Source organism: Actinoplanes sp. NPDC051475 (assembly GCF_040689425.1).
Lineage (GTDB): Bacteria > Actinomycetota > Actinomycetes > Mycobacteriales > Micromonosporaceae > Actinoplanes.
The window spans coordinates 61,285-76,786 of record NZ_JBFAZZ010000016.1 but is presented as its reverse complement, the minus strand read 5'-3'; the positions used below and the strand labels follow the sequence as shown (position 1 = coordinate 76,786).

Below are 15,502 nucleotides of genomic sequence, written 5' to 3'. Positions count from 1 at the left end.
CGCGGCGTAGCGTTCGGTGAATGGTGGGTCTTTTCGGCCGACTCCGCGTCGGCGCGCGGCTGGTCGTGTGCCTGGGGACGGTGGTGGCGTTGTTCGTCGCCGCCGGTGTCGTGGGCCTCGTCGCCCTGCGGGCGCAGGACCGGGCGGTCGCGCACATGAAGGACATGCTGCTGCTCAGCCGGGCCGTCCAGGAGATCAAGTACTTCAACTCCGACGTCAGCGGGTGGCAGGTCGCGTACGCGTGGGAGGCCGCGCTGGGCGACCCGAAGGCGGCGGTCAAGCCCGACGCGGTCAGCCGCGCCGGCTACCTGGAGGTGGTCGGGCGGCTGCGTACGCATCTCAAGAGCGTCGACACGACGGTGATGACCGCCGAGGAGAGCAAGACCTTCAAGGCGATCCGCGACGACTGGGACGCGTTCCTCGCCATGGACGACACCATCGTCGCCCTTTTCGCCCAGGGCACCCCGCAGTCGGTGAGCAAGGCGAACGAGACGATCGGCGGCGCGTCCTGGGACATCTACTTCCGGATTCTCAAGAACACCCAGACGCTGGTCGACAGCGCGCAGTCGCGCAGCGATGCCGCCGCGGCGAAGGCGACGGCGGCGTCCCGGACCGCGCAGATCCAGCTCAGCCTGGCGATGGTCGTGGCGCTGCTGCTCGCCGTGCCGCTGGTGTACCTGACCCGGCGCAGCATCGTCGCGCCCCTGATCGCCGCGGTGGCCACGCTCAAGGCCGTGGCGGGCCGGGACCTCACCCGGCGGGTCGATACCAAGGCGATGGGCGGTGAACTGCGCGACATGGGTACGGCGGTCAACGAAGCCGCCGACACGCTCGGCGCGGCCGTCAGCCGGATCAAGGCCGACGCCGCCCAGTTGTCGCAGGCATCGCAGGCCCTGCGCACCGGCACCGGTCGCCTCGTCACGGGCTCGAACGACGCGGCCACCCAGGTCAGCAACGCCGCGGCCGCCGCGGAACAGGTGAGCACGAACAGCCAGACGGTCGCCGCCGCCACCGAAGAGATGGAGGTCTCCATCCAGGAGATCGGCCACAGCGCCGCCCAGGCCGCGAGCGTGTCCACCGAGGCGCTGAGCGCGGCATCGGTCGCCGGTGAGCGGGTGCGCCAGCTCAACGGCTCGTCGTCGGAGATCGGCGCGGTGGTGAAAGTCATCAACGCCATCGCGCAGCAGACGAACCTGCTGGCGCTGAACGCGACCATCGAGGCCGCCCGGGCCGGCGAGGCGGGCAAGGGCTTCGCCGTGGTCGCCGGCGAGGTCAAGGACCTGGCCCAGGAGACCGCCCGGGCCACCGAGGACATCAGTGCCCGGGTACGCGCCATCCAGGACGACAGCAGCGGCGCCGCCGAGGTCATCGGCACCTTCCAGGGCGTCATCGAGCGGATCAACGACTACGTGACCGCCATCGCCGGCGCCGTGGAGGAACAGAGCGCCACCACCGCCGAGATGAGCCGCAACGTGGCGCAGACCGCGGCCGGATCGGCTCTGATCGCCGAACACGTCTCCGCCGTCGCCGACACGGTCCAGCACACCCACAGCGACCTGACGGTCAGCACCACCACCATCGAGGAACTCGCTCACATGGCCGAGCAGATGAACCACTCCGCCACGACCTTCAAGGTGTGAGCATGACCCGGTCGCGTCCACCTCGCTTGGCCGCGTAGAGGCGGGCGTCCGCCCGGGCGAGCAGCGCCGGTGCGGCTCTCTCGTCATCGTCCGGCAGCCCGGCCACGCCGACGCTGACGGTGACCGCCCGTACCCCGGTCACGTCGCTCCAGGCATGATCGCGAATGCGCAGCCGCAGGGCATCCAACGTCGCCAGGGCGTCCCGGGGTGCGAGCCCGGGCAGCACCAGGAGGAACTCCTCGCCACCCAGGCGCGCGGCGAAGCCGTCCGGCGCGCATGCCTCGAGTTCCGCCTCCAGGATCCGGGCGAGGCGGGCGAGCACCCGGTCACCCGCCTCGTGGGACAACTCGTCGTTCAGGCGCTTGAAGTTGTCGACATCGAGAAGGGCCAGCGTCAGCGCCGGCGAGTCCGCTATCAGGCCGGGCAGCCGTTCGTCGATGAAGCGCCGGTTCCGCAGGCCGGTCAGGGCGTCGCGACGGGCCTGCTCACGGAAGCGCTCGGCCTCACGGCGCGCCTCGGCGGTCTCGAACATGGCCTGCCGGGTCCGGGCCTGCGCTTCCCGCTGCTGCGAATGCAGCCGGCTGTGCAGGGCGAAGAAGGCCTTGTGGGACAGCAGCGCCTCGGGGAACCGGCCCCGCGAGGCGTGCAGTTCCGCCTGTTCCTGGTGGACGCGGGCCAGGAGAGCGTGCAGCTCCCGGTCGGTGCACAGGGCCCGGCAGTCGTCCAGACTGCGCTGGGCCTCGTCCGCCGCGCCGCGACCACGCCGTGCGCGCGCCAGGGTGAGCAGGTACTCCGCGAGGGCGTCGGCCTCTTCGTGCTCGCCGCGGCGGTGCCGGTCGATGCACTCCAGCATCATCCGCTCGGCTTCCTCGTACCGTCCGCTCGCGACATGGACGGACGCGACCGTGTCCATGTCGGCAGGCTCGAGCTCGTGGCCGTATGCCGCCGCGGCGCGCAGCATCTCCGCGGCGATCCGGGCGGCCTCCTCCGGATCGCCGAAGGCGGACTCGGTCCAGGCCCAGTTGTTGAGTGTGCCGACGTGCAGCCTCGTCTGGCCGAGCCCGGCCGCGAGCTGCGCGGCCTGCGCGTACCGCTCGCGCGCGGAACCGATCGACCCGACCTGCCCCAGGGCGTCCGCCAGCTTGGTGCGATGCCACACCTGCATGTACGCCGTGGCCGACTCGTCGAGCAGCTCGACGCTGATCAGCATGTGGTCCAGGGCGGCGGCCGCATCACCGAGATGGCGGTACAGGGTGGCCCACAGGGAGTGTGCGCGCGACAGCAACTGACGAGCGCCGTGTGCGGTGGCCCAGCGGGTCACCACCGTGAAGATCCGGGTGGTCTGCGAGAGATCGCCCGACCTCAGCCACAGGTGGCCCGAGCAGAGGCGGGCGCGGGCCGCCAGCAGCTCGTCGCCGAGTTCGTACGCCCGTCGCTCCAGCTCCTCCGCCCGCGTACGCATGACGGAGGTGTCGAAGACGTACCCGTCCTCGAGCTCGGTGAGGGCGTCCGACAGGGCCGCGGCGTCGAGCGCGGTGATGTCCATTGCTCGCTCCTCTTCCGGCCGGGGGTCCTCATCGGCGGCGGCGGGGCCGATCTGAGCGAATCGCCAGACCGCTGATGTCGGCCCGGAACGCCATGACGGACCGGTTACGCGGCCCGGCGCATACCAGATCCCGGCACAGCGCTCGCAGCAGGGCGGCACCGCGCGGTGAACGGACCCGCGCCTGCCGCTCGACGGCGACCCTGCCGACGGCGCACGCCTCCTCCAGGTCGCCGCCGACGACATGCGCGTCGGCCAGGTAGATGCCCTCGTAGAGGGCCGCACGCTGAGTCGCGGGCGCGGATCCGGCCGCCGACGCCGGATCGAGCAGCGCGATGCCTCGCCGCAGGAGGGAGCGGGCTGCGGCCGGCCGCCCGCGCGTCAGGTCGCGGTGCGCCAGCTGCACCAGGGTGCGGGCCACCATCGGGCCGGTCGTTCCCCCGGCCAGCCGGTGCACCCACTCCGGCTCGCCCTCGGAGGGCTTCGCCGCCAGCCACTCGGCGGCCAGTTCCGCGGTGCGGCGGGCGGCGGCGGGGGCACCGTGGCGGGCATAGGCGTAGGCAAGCTGCCCGGCGATGAAGGCGCTGGTAGGTCCCCGTCCCGGCGCCGCCTGCCGGGCGGCCTCGCTGATCCGGACGGCGTCGGCGACCCGGCCGGCCGCCTCGACGTTGCCGGCAAGGTCGCGCAGGACGTGCGCGGCCAGCCGGCGGTCGCCCGCCTCGCGCGCCGCCCGGAGCGCGACCACGAGATAGCCCCGGGACTCGCGGGGCCGGTCGGCGTCCATGGCCAGCCAGGCGCCCAGCTGCGCCAGCTCGCCCAGCGCGCGTACCAGCCGCCGGGTCAGCCCGTCGCTGCGGCCGCCCTGCCGCAGCAGCAGCGACACCGCCTGGTACTGGGCCGCCACGTGGCCGAGCGCATCGGCGCCGTCGACCGTCTCGGCGGCTTCCCGGAGCGCCGCGACCCCCCGCTCGAGCTGGTCCACCAGGACCGCGCCGGTGCCGCCGGCGTCCCGGGCTCCGGCCAGCCGCCCCGGCCCCACCTCCAGGAACCCCCAGGCGATGTCGGCCAGGACACCGCTGTCCGGAGCGGCGTCGCCGGGCGCCCCGAACGGCGGGCCGGCGGTGGCCCAGAACTCGCCCGGCTCCGCGACCGGCCCGGCGGCCGCGCGCCCCTGCCACAGGTCCGCCGCGGCGACCGGACGACCCAGCGCGTCGGCGAGCACCTGCGCGGCGTACCCGCAGACCGGCGGGTAGGGCACCCGGCTCCGGTCCCGCCAGTGATAGGGAGCCGACGCGGAGATGGTGCCGGCACCGTAGGCGTCATTGATCCGGCGCGCGAGCGTCCGGGGGCTCCAGCCGAGCTCGGCAAGGCAGTGGGCGAGGGCCTGGTTCGGCGACCGGGCGGGTTCCACCGTCGAAGGTTAACAACCTTGACGGCATCGACGCATGGCGATGGCGCACGGGTTCTGGCTTCATGGATGCCGGTAGGAAGGAGCGCCGGCATGAACGGATCAGCGGCGCGGCGGCCGCGGGACTCGCGGCCGCCGGGATACCCCCGGCGGCGCGGGAACATGCCCTGGCGCTGACGCCCTCGTCACACCACTGCAACGGGTCGGAGCGACGGGGCGTCCAGCAGGGCCTCGAGGGCTTCGGCGGTCAGTGGCCGGGCGAAGTAGAAGCCCTGCGCCTGACGGAATCCGAGCTCGTGCAGGCGGTCGGCCTGAGCTGCGGTCTCCACGCCCTCGGCGACCGCCTCCAGCCGTAGGGCCCGCGCGATCTGGCCGATCGAGGTGGCGATCGCCTCCTGCTCCACGGTGCCGCCGACGCCGTCGACGAAGGACTTGTCCACCTTGATCACGTCCACCGGGCAGGTGCGGAGCAGGCCGAGCGAGGAGTGGCCCGTACCGAAGTCGTCCAGGGCGATGCGGCAGCCGAGTTCGCGCAGGCCGCCGACCGTCTCGGCGGCGCTGCCGCCGCCGAAGACCGCGGTCTCGGTGATCTCGATGACCAGCCTCGACGGCTCCAGGCCGCTCTCGGCCAGCACCGCCGCCACCGTGGCGACGAACGACGGCTCCTGGAGCTGCCGGGCCGAGACGTTGACGTTGATCTTGCTGGGGACCCGGTCGCCGTGCCGGAGCTGCCAGTCGGCGCCCTGGCGGCAGGCCTCGCGCAGCACCCACTCGCCGACTGGCACGATGAGGCCGGTGCGTTCCGCCACCGGGATGAAGTCGGCGGGGGAGACGAGCCCGCGCACCGGGTGGTGCCAGCGCACCAGTGCCTCGACGCCGATGAGGTCGCCGTCGGGGAGGCCGACGATGGGCTGGTAGAGCAGGTGGAACTCGCCCCGGTCGAGGGCCTGGTGCAGTTCGGCCGCCAGCCGGGCGTGCTCGTGGGCGGCCGCGTCCATGCCGGGCTCGTACCGTACGCAGCGGTTGCGGCCGGTCTCCTTGGCCGTGTACATCGCGACGTCCGCCTGGCGCAGCAGCTCCATGGCGTCGCTCTCGCCACGCCCGCCGGTGGTCAGGCCAAGGCTGCCGTGGACCACGAGCTCGTAGTCGGCGGCCGCGACGGGCCGTCCCACAGCCGCCAGGATCCGCTGGGCGATCTCGGCCGCCTCGTCGTCGCCGGCGCCGGGCAGCAGCACCCCGAACTCGTCGCCGCCCAGCCGGGCGAGCATGTCGCCGGTACGCAGGCAGTCGCCCAGCCGGGCACCGAGGGCCACGATCAGCGCGTCGCCCACGCCGTGCCCCAGCCGGTCGTTGATCGACTTGAAGTCGTCCAGGTCGACCAGGACGACGGCCGCCCGGCCATCCGGCCCGGCGTCCTCGAGCACCCGTGTGGTGGCCCGGGCGAACAGCTCCCGGTTCGGCAGCCCGGTCAGCTGGTCGTGGGTCGCCCGGTACGCCAGTTCGTCTGCGTGCTGCCGCGCCTCGGTGATGTCGCGACCGGTGCTGACGATCCCGCGCACGCTCGGCTCGTGCAGCAGGTTGGTGTTGACGACCTCCATCCACCGCCACGAGCCGTCGGCGTGCCGGTAGCGCATCTGCCACACCGTCCGGTTGCCGAACCGGCTGAGCGCCGCCTTCAGGTTGTCGACGGCCTGCTGCCGGTCGTCGGGATGGATGTAGTCGATCACGGATGTGCCTTCGACCTGCTCGGGGGTGTGCCCCAGCGCCCGTTCGATGCCCGGGCTGGCGTAGAGCAGGGCGCCCTGCTGGTCGATGATCGTGATGATGTCGTTGGCCTCCTGGGCGAGGCACCGGAACCGCGCCTCCTGGCGGCCGAGCTCGAGCATGCCGGCGTCGAGGCGGTCGAGCAAGCGGCCGTTGTCCCGGAACACGAACACCTGGCGCACCACGACCAGCAGGGTGAGGCCGACCGAGCCGAGGGCCAGCCCGATGATCTGCGACGTCGAGTGGTGCACGGCGTGCACCAGCAGCACGTCCAGGATCGTGACCCCGACGTACGGCAGCAGGCTGGGCCGGCGGGCCCGGGGCCGGGAATTCGCCAGACGGTCCGCCGCCGCCGACTGGGAGCGGGCGGCTGCGGCCACCGCGAGCCCGACGAGCGGAGCGGCGATCTGCACCGCGCCGGCCCCCGGGAAGTACGCGACGACCCCGACGACGGCGGCCATCGCCCAGCCCAGGCTGCGCACGGCGGTCCGGTCGACGGTCCGGGCGCCGGCCGTGCCGACGCGGGTGATCACCATCATGACCAGGATCGCGAGGATGATCAGTTGCCGTCCGCCGAGCGCAGGACCGGCACCGTCGGTGCGCAGGTACCAGGCGAGCAGGGCGCCCGCGAACACTATGGCCGCGATGTCCAGCCACATCTCCCGCCGGCGAGCGGGCGGGAAGGGGCCGGTGGGCAACCCGGCGAACGTCCACAGCGCGAGCAGGATGGCGGCGCCGAAGCCGTATCGGGTCACCTCCGGGTAGGTGCTGCCGGCGACCGCCACGCTACCCACGACCACCGCCACGGTCAGCCGTATCCAGAATCGCCGGACGGCGCCGGCCGCCGCCTGCCGCGCGGCCAGCACGCAGGCGACGGCGGCCAGCGGCAGGGCGGCAGCCGCGGCCGCCAGCGGCAGCCACGCCGGAAGGTCACTCTGCAGGAGCGTGGCGGCCTGCAGGGTCCCGGTGATCGCGACGACGAGGCCGTTCGCGCGAACCAGCCCTGTCTGTGCCTGTCCCGCCATCACCCGTCCCGCTTCCCACCACCGATACGACGTTAGCTAAGTCGGCGGTACGGGGTGACAACTGAGCGGTCGGGGCCGTGAGGGATCAGACGGGAGACCACAGGGCGGGTGCGTTCGGCGGCTCCCAGCCGGGCAGCGAGGTGTGGCTCTGCAGGCAGCGGTAGTTCCGGCCGCCGTAGCTCACCTGCTGTCCCGCGGTGTACGCCGTGCCGGGCTGCCACGTACCACCGGCCGGTGGCGGGGTGCCGCCGCCGCCACCGACCTGGTTGACGGCGGCCTGCGCCTCGGCCATGTGGGCCTGGTAGGCGCCGTTGGTGTAGGTCACCCACTCCGGCCAGCCGCGGGCGGCCCAGATCGTGTGCGTCGCGTTCGCGGCGCAGGACGGGCTGAACGCGCAGGAGTCGGAGACCTCGCCGTGCCAGTAGCTGTTGATCTGCCAGAGGCCGCGGTCGACGCTGCAGTCGGTGTTGATGAGGCGGGCCCGGGTCCACCCGGCGCTCTCGGCGAGGGCCACCGCCACCGAGATCGTCCAGTCCTGGCCGGTGAACCCGGCGTTCTTGGCCTCCTGGGCGATCTGGACGGCGCTGTAGTGGTCACCTTCGAGGAAGCTCTGTTGCTGACAGGCGGCCGCTGTGACCGGAGCGGCAGCGTGTGCGGCGGTCGTTGTCGGCGCGATCAGGAGGAGGATGGGGACCGCGACGAGGGCGAGACGGAAGAGGCGCATCATGACCTCCACATATTTAGGAAACTTTCCTAATAGCCTCGCAACATACGCGCCACATTGATACAAATCAATAGGCGACCGCGTCGCGTCCGGCCTCCTTGGCGCGATAGAGGGCGGCGTCGGCGTGGCGCAGCATCTCGTCGGGGTCGACCAGCCCGGAGCCGTCGGCGACGCCGATCGAGATGCGCACCGCGAGTCCCGCCGCCAGCTGCTCCCACGGATGGTCGCGCACCGCGTCGAGCAGGCGGTGGCAGGCTCGTACGGCGTCCTCGTGGGAGATGCCGGGCATGATGATCACGAATTCGTCGCCGCCGAGCCGGGCCGGCAGGTCCGTGACCCGCAGGTGCTCCGCCAGCAGCCGGCTCAGCGCCAGCAGGACGCGGTCGCCCGTCTCGTGGCCGTACCGATCGTTGACGACTTTGAACTTGTCCACGTCGAAGACGGCGACGGCGAGCGGTGGTGCGCCGTACCGCCGGTTCAGGTTCGCCAGGTCGGTGAGGTACTCGGTCATCCGCCGGCGATTCGCGATCCCGGTCAGCGGATCGGTCCGGCTCAGGTGCAGGACCTCCTCGTTGAGCCGCCGGAGATCGACCATCTGGGCGGCGAGCGTCGCCCTGGCCCGCTCCAGCTCGGCGATGACCGCGGCCTGCTCCTCGGTCTGCCGGCGGTACCGCGCCGCCTCCCGCTGCGCCTGCTCGACCTCGAAGCGCACCCGCAGGGCCCGGATCCGGCGATCGTGCGCACCGCGCGCGGCGGCATCGGCGAGCTCGCGGCAGCGAAGAAGGTGTTCGTAGGCCCCGGCGTCGTCACCGGTCGCGTGCAGCACCTCGGCGAGCAGTGACTCCGCCAGGGCGCCGCCTCGCAGGGAGTGCAGGTCCCCGGCCAGGGCGATGACGCGCTCCAGCGTGTCGCGCGCCGCCTCCCAGCGCATGGCCGGGATCAGCACCGTACGGACCAGCACGAGGAGCCGATCCACCTCGTATCCCTGGTTGGCGACGGCGCCGCCGGGCAGGCGGTTGTGCGCCCCCGCGCGGCCGAGCCACCCCTCGGCGTCGTCCGGGCGGTTCAGGTCGGCCAGCACCTGCGCGTACGCCGTCATCGCCCGCAGCGCGTCCAGCGGCATCCCCGCCCGCTCGAACAACTCCAGCGCGCGCTCGCAGGTCTCGGCCGCGGCGACCGGGTCACCGATCTCGCGCTGCCCGTCGGCCACCATGGCGAGCATGGTCGCGGCGCCGCTCGCGTCGTCGCAGGCGAGGAACAGCTCATGGGCCTGCTCCAGCAATTCGCGCGCGTGCTGCGGCTCGCCCATGTCGGCCCAGAGCGTGGCCACGAGGCTCAGCACGCGCCCCTCGCCGTAGGGGTCGCCGGCCTTCCGGTACGAGGTCAGCGCCTCGTGCGCATGCTCCATCGACTCGGGGACGCAGTCGAGCATGTGCAGGCACATCGCCGTCGTATGGTGCGCCTGGGCGGCCGCCTGCCCATGGCCGAGCGCGTCGGCCTCGGTGACCAGCTTCAGCGCCGTGGAGAGGGCGTCGACCGGGTGGCCGTGGCGGGCGGTGAACTCCGTGACCATCGCGGTGCAGCGCACGCGGGCGACGTCGTCGCCCAGCGCCACGGCGCGGTCGAGCCCCTCGCGGGCCAGCGCGACGCGGCGCTGGGGGTCGCGGACCAGCCGGGCCGCCTCGTCGACGAGTGCCGTCAGCTCGGCGGCGGCAGTGAGGGCGGTCTCCACGTCCGCAATATCGGCAGTCGTGCCGGGTCCGTGAATCAGTGCGGCCTCGAAATCGACAAGCCACGATGTCTTGCGCCTTTGTTCAGGGCTCGATACCGTGACGCAATTGTCAGGCAAGTTGCCTAACAGTTCGCCGGGGTGTGTAGCATCGCACGCCCATCACGCGCCGTCACGGCGCTCGGGGAGGCTCAGGGTGAAGCTGGCCAAGGGATCGATACTCACCGCTTGCGCGCTCGTTCTCGTTCTGGTTCTCGCCGGAGCGGACGCCCGGACGTCGGGGGCCCGGGCCGTCGGTGCCAGGACTGTCGGTGCCGTGACCGCCGGCGCCGTCCTCACGCTGCCGGGCACACCCGGCTCGTCAGCCGTGATCCCCGGCTTCCTGATGCAGACCTCGGCGAAGGTCACCGACGACGTGGCCGTGTCGCGTCCCGGCTACGCGACGGCCGGCTGGGTCCCGGTCTCGCCGCGCTCCACCGTCTTCGCCGGGCTGCTCGCCGCCGGCCGGTACGCCGACCCGTTCTACTCCACCACGATGAAGTCGGTGAACACGGCCGACTTCAAGGTGCCGTGGTGGTACCGGGCCGACCTGGTCGCCGGCGGCGAGAGCGGCCAGCGCACCGTCGTCGACCTCAGCGGGGTCGTCTCGCAGGCCGACGTGTGGGTCGACGGCACGCTGGTAGCCGCCAAGGACCGGGTGGCGGGTCAGTACACCCGGCACGAGCTCGACATCACCGCGCTCGTGCACCCGGGTCTCAACAGCATCGCCGTCAAGGTGTACCCGAACGATCCGGCCAAGCAGCTCACCTCGGGCTGGATCGACTGGACCCAGACCCCCCCGGATCGCAACATGGGCATCGTCCGCGACGTGGTGGTACGCCGTACGGGCGCGGTCGCGGTGGCCAACGCGTACGTCGTCACCGGCCTGGCCGTACCGGCGCTGGACCACGCCGACCTCACCGCCAAGGTGGCCGTGCGGAACCAGACGGCGGCGACCGTGGCGGCGACGGTGCAGGCGACGCTCGCCGGCACGACGCTCAGCCAGCCGGTCAGCCTCGCCGCGCACGAGACCAGGACCGTGACGTTCGCGCGCCAGAGCGTCGATCACCCGCAGGTGTGGTGGCCGGCCGGCATGGGCGCGCAGCCGCTGTACTCGCTGGACGTGTCGGCCGACGTCGCCGGCGCGGTCTCCGACCTGGCGCACGAGAGCTTCGGCATCCGTGACGTCAGGGCGCCGCTGAACGCGGGCGGTGCGCGGGCGTACAGCATCAACGGCCGCCCGCTGCTGATCCGCGGTGCGGGCTGGTCGCCGGACCTCTTCCTGCGGTGGGACGCGCGCTACGTCGAGGACAAGCTCCGCTACGTCCGCGACCTCGGCCTGAACACCGTACGGCTGGAGGGCCACCTCGAGGCCGACGAGTTCTTCGAGCTCACCGACCGGCTCGGCATCCTGACGCTGCCCGGCTGGGAGTGCTGCGACAAGTGGGAGGGCGACGTCAACGGCGGCGAGCCGGGCGAGAAGTGGTCCGAGGCCGACTTCGTCATCGCCGAGGACTCCATGGCCGCCGAAGCCGCCCGCCTGCGCGACCACCCCAGCGTCATCTCGTTCCTGATCGGCAGCGACTTCCCGCCCTCGGCGAGGATCGAGAAGAACTACGTCGACGCGTTGCGCGCCACCGAGTGGCCGACGGCGATCGTGGCCGCGGCCTCGGACGACTCGTCGCCGATCACCGGTCCGTCCGGCATGAAGATGACCGGACCGTACGACTGGGTACCGCCGAGCTACTGGTACGCCAAGCGCGAGGGAGGCGCGGTCGGCTTCAACTCCGAGACCAGCGCCGGCCCGGACATCCCCACGCTCGACACGCTGCGCCGGATGATGTCGCCCGCCGAGCTGGACACCCTGTGGCGCAACTTCACGGCGTCGCAATACCACCGGTCGCCGTCGAGCACCTTCGGCACGCTGAAGATCTTCGACAACGCGCTCGCCGGCCGGTACGGCGCACCCACCGGCCTCGAGGACTACGTCCGCAAGGCGCAGCTGGCCCAGTACGAGGCCGTACGGGCGCAGTTCGAGGCGTACGGGCGGAACTTCCGCGACGCGAGCGACCCGTCGACCGGCGTCGTCTACTGGATGCTCAACAGCGGCTGGACCTCGCTGCACTGGCAGCTCTTCGACTACTACCTCGACCAGAACGGCGCCTACTGGGGCGCGAAGAAGGCCAACGAGCCGCTGCACGTGCAGTACTCGTACGACAACCACTCGGTGGTCGTCGTCAACAACCGTCACGGGGCCGAGGCCGGGCTGACCGTCGAGGCCGGCCTGTTCACCATGGACGGCACCCAGAAGTACCTCAAGAGCGTCGCCGGGATCGGCGTCCCCGGTGACGGGGACCGAGCGGTCGCCCTGACCGTGCCTACGGTCAGTGGGCTTTCGGGCACCTACCTGGCCCGCCTCGTGCTCAAGGACGGGACAGGCCGCGAGATCGGCCGGAACGTGTACTGGTTGTCCACCAAGGACGACGTCATCGACTGGGCGAACAACGACTGGTACTACGTGCCGACGACCAGCTACGCCAACCTGGCCGGCCTGTCCGGGCTGGCGCCGGTCAGCGTGACCGCGTCCGCCACGTCCGCGGGCGGCGCCGACGGCACGACCACCACCACCGTGACGCTGCGGAACACGTCGACCGGCAAGGTCCCCGCCTTCATGGTCGACGCGCACGTGCTCGGAGCGGCCGGAGCCCCGGTGCTCCCGGTCCGCTGGAGCGACAACGACGTGAGCCTGTGGCCGGGGGAGAGCACCACTCTCACCGCCACCTACCGCACCGCCGACCTTTCCGGCGCCGCCCCCTCGGTGCGCCTGTCCGGCTGGAACGTGGCCACCAGAGTCATCGGCCACTGAACATAACCAGCTCGTCCTCCCATCCCCCCTTCATTCCCTGGAGGAGCACGTGCAACGAAAACTGAAGGCTGCCATCGTCTCGCTCACCCTGCTTTCCGCGGTGCTCGCGGCATCCCCGGCACGGGCTGCGGCCGGCCCCAGCGCGAGCGAGCTGCTGGCGAAGGTGAGCTCCTGCACCGTCGTCTCGCACGGCAAGTACGCCACCGACGACGAGGCGTCCTCGACCGTCAACATCTGCAAGAAGGGCTCGGCGTTCTTCTGGAAGGCCGACATGGACATCGACTGCGACGGCGTACGGACGTCGAACTGCAACGAGGACACCGATCCGTGGTACCAGGACCAGACCTCGTTCGAGACGTCGAGGGGCCGGTCGTTCCAGGCCGACAGCACCCACTACTTCGTCATCCCGCTGCCCAGCTCGCGGTTCAACTACTCCAGCAACGGCATCAAGCCGGGCAGCGTCGCGGCCGTCATCTACAACAACAAGGTCGTGTACGCGGTCTTCGCCGACGAGGGACCGAGCAACATCATCGGCGAGGCGTCGTACGCGACTGCGCGGGCGCTGGGCATCAACCCGAACCCGGAGAACGGCGGCGTCGACAACGGCGTCACGTACATCGTCTTCCCCGGTAGCGTGCCGAGCCCCGTGGAGTCGAACAGCGCGATCGACAGCAAGGGCAGCGCGGCCGCGACTGCCTTCGTCAACAGCTGACGCCGGGAGGGATCGATGCGCTCGCGAAGAGCCCTGCTGGTCGCCGGCATGATCGCCACCACCCTCCTGCCGGCCCTGCCGGCGCACGCGGCGCCCGTCCGCTACGAGGCGGAGAACGCGGCGATCACCCGGGGGGCGGTCGAAGCCGACCACCCCGGGTTCACCGGTACGGGTTTCGTGAACTACGACAACGTCGTCGGCAGCTTCGTCGAGTGGTCGATCCCTGCCGCATCCGCCGGCAACGTCAGCGTCGCCATCCGGTACGCCAACGGCACCGGCGTGGACCGTCCGATGGACATCTCGGTCAACGGCACGCTGGTCCGCAGCGCGCTGTCGTTCCCGGGCACCGGTAGCTGGGACACGTGGCGGACGGTGACGTTCACGGTCGGGCTCTCGGCCGGCACCGACCGGATCCGGGCCACCGCGGTCACCGCCGACGGCGGGCCCAACGTCGACTCCCTCAGCGCCGGGGTGCCGGGCGACACGGTCCCGCCGACCGCGCCCGGGCAGCCCGCCTGCAGCGCTGTCACGGCGACCAGCCTCACCTTGGCGTGGGGTGCGTCGAACGACGACGTCGGCGTGGTCGCGTACGACATCTACCACGACGGCAACAAGATCAGCGAGGCGGCGGGCACCACCACGTCGAAGTCGCTGAGCGGCCTGCAGCCGGGCTTCGAGTACCGGCTGTCGGTCTTCGGCCGCGACGCAGCGGGCAACGTCTCGACGAGCAGCCCGCAGGCCGTCTGCACCACGCTGCCCAGCTCCGACGGGCAGCCGCCGACGGCGCCTTCCGGCTTCACCACCGCCAACATCGCCGGGAGCAGCGTGGACACCTCCTGGTCGGCGTCGACGGACAACGTCGGGGTCACCGGGTACGAGGTGCGCAGCGGTGGCTCGGTGCTCAAGGCTGTGGGCACCGTGACCTCGACGACGGTCACCGGGCTCGCCTGCAATACGGCGTACACGTTGACCGTCGTCGCGAAGGATGCGGCCGGCAACGTGTCGGCACCGAGCAACCCCAGGTCGTTCACCACGCCGGCCTGCAGCGGCGGCGTGCCGTCCAGCATCACCACCGTCTCCACCGGCTGGACGATCCCGTGGGGGATCGCCTGGATGCCCGACGGGCAGACGGCGATCGTCACCGAGCGCGACTCGTTCAAGGTCTTCAAGGTCACGCTCACTGGCGCCCGTACCCAGGTCGGCGTCGTGCCGAACACCGTCACGACCGACGGGGAGGGCGGCCTGCTCGGCGTCGCGGTCGATCCGATGTGGACCACGAACCACTTCGTGTACTTCATGCACACCGCGCCGGAGGGCAACCGCATCGCCCGGATGACCTACAACGGCAGCGCGCTCACGGCGTACACGTCATTGGTGACCGGCATCAAGAAGAGCCGGTACCACAACGGCGGGCGGCTCGGGTTCGGTCCGGACGGGTATCTCTACGCGACCACCGGGGAGGCGCAGACCCCGGACCTGGCCCAGGACAAGAGCTCACTCAACGGCAAGGTCCTGCGCATGAGGACGGACGGCAAGCCGGCACCCGGCAACCCGTTCACCGATTCGCTGGTCTACAGCTACGGCCACCGCAACCCGCAGGGCCTCGCCTGGGACTCCCAGGGGCGGCTGTGGGAGGCCGAGTTCGGCAACAGCCAGTACGACGAGCTCAACCTCATCAAGCCCGGCCGCAACTACGGCTGGCCGATCTGTGAGGGCACCTGCAGCGTCTCGGGCATGGAGAACCCGAAGCGCCAATGGCCGGTGAGCACCGCCTCGCCGAGCGGCATCGCGATCGTCCGCGACGTCGTCTACATGGCGGCCCTGCGCGGCGAACGCATGTGGCGGATCCCGTTGCTGGACGGCGAGAACACCGGGACACCGACGTCGTACTACGTCGGCACGTACGGGCGGCTGCGCACGGTCGTCAAGGTTCCCGGCGCCGACCAGCTCTGGCTGAGCACGACCAACTGCGACAACAACGGCGGGGCGCCCGACGGATCCGACAAGATCTTCCGGATCACGATCGCCTAGCCGGCTTCCCCCACCCCTCGG

9 protein-coding genes are annotated in these 15,502 nt (G+C 71.6%); 4 read left to right on the top strand and 5 right to left on the bottom strand.

Going from position 1 to position 15,502, the window contains the following annotated elements:
* Nucleotides 1-20: 20 nt before the first annotated feature.
* Nucleotides 21-1,640 (top strand): methyl-accepting chemotaxis protein, encoded by a 1,620-nt coding sequence (locus tag AB0368_RS29230; RefSeq protein ID WP_366157210.1) that lies wholly within the window; start codon nucleotides 21-23, stop codon nucleotides 1,638-1,640.
* Here the strand turns inward: AB0368_RS29230 and AB0368_RS29225 are convergent.
* From AB0368_RS29225 to AB0368_RS29205, 5 genes are all read right to left on the bottom strand, one after another.
* Entirely contained in the window at nucleotides 1,630-3,186 is a 1,557-nt protein-coding gene (locus AB0368_RS29225; RefSeq protein WP_366157209.1) for a GGDEF domain-containing protein, read from the bottom strand. The two genes, AB0368_RS29230 and AB0368_RS29225, sit on opposite strands and share 11 nt — an antisense overlap.
* 28 nt (nucleotides 3,187-3,214) lie before the next feature.
* Entirely contained in the window at nucleotides 3,215-4,594 is a 1,380-nt protein-coding gene (locus AB0368_RS29220; RefSeq protein WP_366157208.1) for a hypothetical protein, read from the bottom strand.
* A 182-nt stretch (nucleotides 4,595-4,776) separates the two neighbouring features.
* Complete coding sequence (locus AB0368_RS29215) at nucleotides 4,777-7,380, bottom strand: EAL domain-containing protein (RefSeq protein WP_366157207.1); 2,604 nt, start codon at nucleotides 7,378-7,380, stop codon at nucleotides 4,777-4,779.
* An 85-nt stretch (nucleotides 7,381-7,465) separates the two neighbouring features.
* Nucleotides 7,466-8,104 (bottom strand): carbohydrate-binding protein, encoded by a 639-nt coding sequence (locus tag AB0368_RS29210; RefSeq protein ID WP_366157206.1) that lies wholly within the window; start codon nucleotides 8,102-8,104, stop codon nucleotides 7,466-7,468.
* A 67-nt stretch (nucleotides 8,105-8,171) separates the two neighbouring features.
* The gene (locus AB0368_RS29205) at nucleotides 8,172-9,836 is read right to left on the bottom strand and encodes a GGDEF domain-containing protein (RefSeq protein ID WP_366157205.1); all 1,665 of its coding nucleotides are present in this window, start codon (nucleotides 9,834-9,836) and stop codon (nucleotides 8,172-8,174) included.
* 313 nt (nucleotides 9,837-10,149) lie between these two features.
* Here AB0368_RS29205 and AB0368_RS29200 point away from each other — a divergent pair, with 313 nt between their 5' ends.
* Genes AB0368_RS29200 through AB0368_RS29190 form a run of 3 tightly spaced genes read left to right on the top strand, consistent with a single transcriptional unit; the run spans nucleotide 10,150 to nucleotide 15,481 of the window.
* Nucleotides 10,150-12,738: a beta-mannosidase gene (locus tag AB0368_RS29200; RefSeq protein ID WP_366157204.1), complete on the top strand. Its 2,589-nt coding sequence runs from the start codon at nucleotides 10,150-10,152 to the stop codon at nucleotides 12,736-12,738.
* A 49-nt stretch (nucleotides 12,739-12,787) separates the two neighbouring features.
* On the top strand, nucleotides 12,788-13,450 hold the full coding sequence (locus AB0368_RS29195) for a glycoside hydrolase family 75 protein (RefSeq protein WP_366157203.1): 663 nt from the start codon (nucleotides 12,788-12,790) through the stop codon (nucleotides 13,448-13,450).
* Between the two features lie 15 nt (nucleotides 13,451-13,465).
* The gene (locus AB0368_RS29190) at nucleotides 13,466-15,481 is read left to right on the top strand and encodes a PQQ-dependent sugar dehydrogenase (protein WP_366157202.1); all 2,016 of its coding nucleotides are present in this window, start codon (nucleotides 13,466-13,468) and stop codon (nucleotides 15,479-15,481) included.
* Nucleotides 15,482-15,502: the final 21 nt, after the last annotated feature.